This window comes from Fischerella thermalis PCC 7521 (assembly GCF_000317225.1).
GTDB classification, from domain to species: Bacteria; Cyanobacteriota; Cyanobacteriia; order Cyanobacteriales; family Nostocaceae; genus Fischerella; species Fischerella thermalis.
In genome coordinates this window covers 1-1,028 of record NZ_AJLL01000001.1, presented here as the reverse complement: position 1 = coordinate 1,028, position 1,028 = coordinate 1, and the positions used below count along the sequence as shown (strand labels likewise).

The 1,028-nt window shown below is 49.6% G+C and carries 1 pseudogene; it reads right to left on the bottom strand.

Features of this window, described 5'->3' with window-relative positions:
- A pseudogene (gene psbD / locus UYK_RS23890) lies at nt 1-1,027 on the bottom strand (photosystem II D2 protein (photosystem q(a) protein)); the annotation flags it as partial.
- Nucleotide 1,028 lies beyond the last annotated feature (1 nt).

Genomic DNA, 1,028 nt, shown 5'->3' with positions numbered 1-1,028 from the left:
TCCTCAGGAAATACAAATTTCTCGTGTGGCTGATCTTGAGGAGCCATCCAAGCACGGATACCCTCGTTCAGCAAAATGTTTTTGGTATAGAATGTTTCAAATTCTGGGTCTTCAGCAGCCCGCAGTTCTTGAGAAACGAAGTCGTAAGCCCGCAAGTTCAATGCCAAGCCAACGATACCGATCGCACTCATCCACAAACCAGTCACTGGCACAAACAACATGAAGAAGTGCAACCAGCGCTTGTTGGAGAAAGCAATACCGAAGATCTGAGACCAGAAACGGTTTGCTGTCACCATTGAGTAGGTTTCTTCTGCTTGGGTGGGGTTGAAAGCACGGAAGGTATTTGCCCCTTCGCCGTCTTCAAATAGGGTGTTTTCAACTGTTGCACCGTGAATTGCACACAACAGCGCACCACCCAATACACCCGCTACTCCCATCATGTGGAACGGGTTGAGTGTCCAGTTGTGGAATCCTTGCAAGAACAACAAGAAACGGAAGATCGCTGCTACCCCAAAGCTGGGTGCAAAGAACCAAGAAGACTGTCCCAAGGGGTACATCAAGAATACTGATACGAATACCGCGATGGGAGCGGAGAAGGCTATGGCGTTGTAAGGACGAATCCTACTAACCGAGCGATTTCAAATTGACGCAGCATGAACCCGATCAATCCGAATGCTCCGTGCAGCGCCACGAATGTCCACAATCCACCCAATTGACACCAACGGGTGAAGTCTCCTTGCGCTTCTGGTCCCCACAACAGCAACAATGAGTGTCCCATTGCGTCTGCTGGTGTTGATACTGCTACTGTTAGGAAGTTACAGCCTTCTAAGTAAGAAGATGCTAAGCCGTGGGTGTACCAACTGGTGACGAAGGTTGTTCCGGTCAGCCATCCTCCTAGTGCTAGGTATGCACAGGGGAATAGCAATAAACCAGACCATCCTACGAATACGAAGCGATCCCGCTTCAACCAGTCGTCGAGAACGTCAAACCACCCTCTGGTAGTACTACGTCCGATTGCGATGGTCATT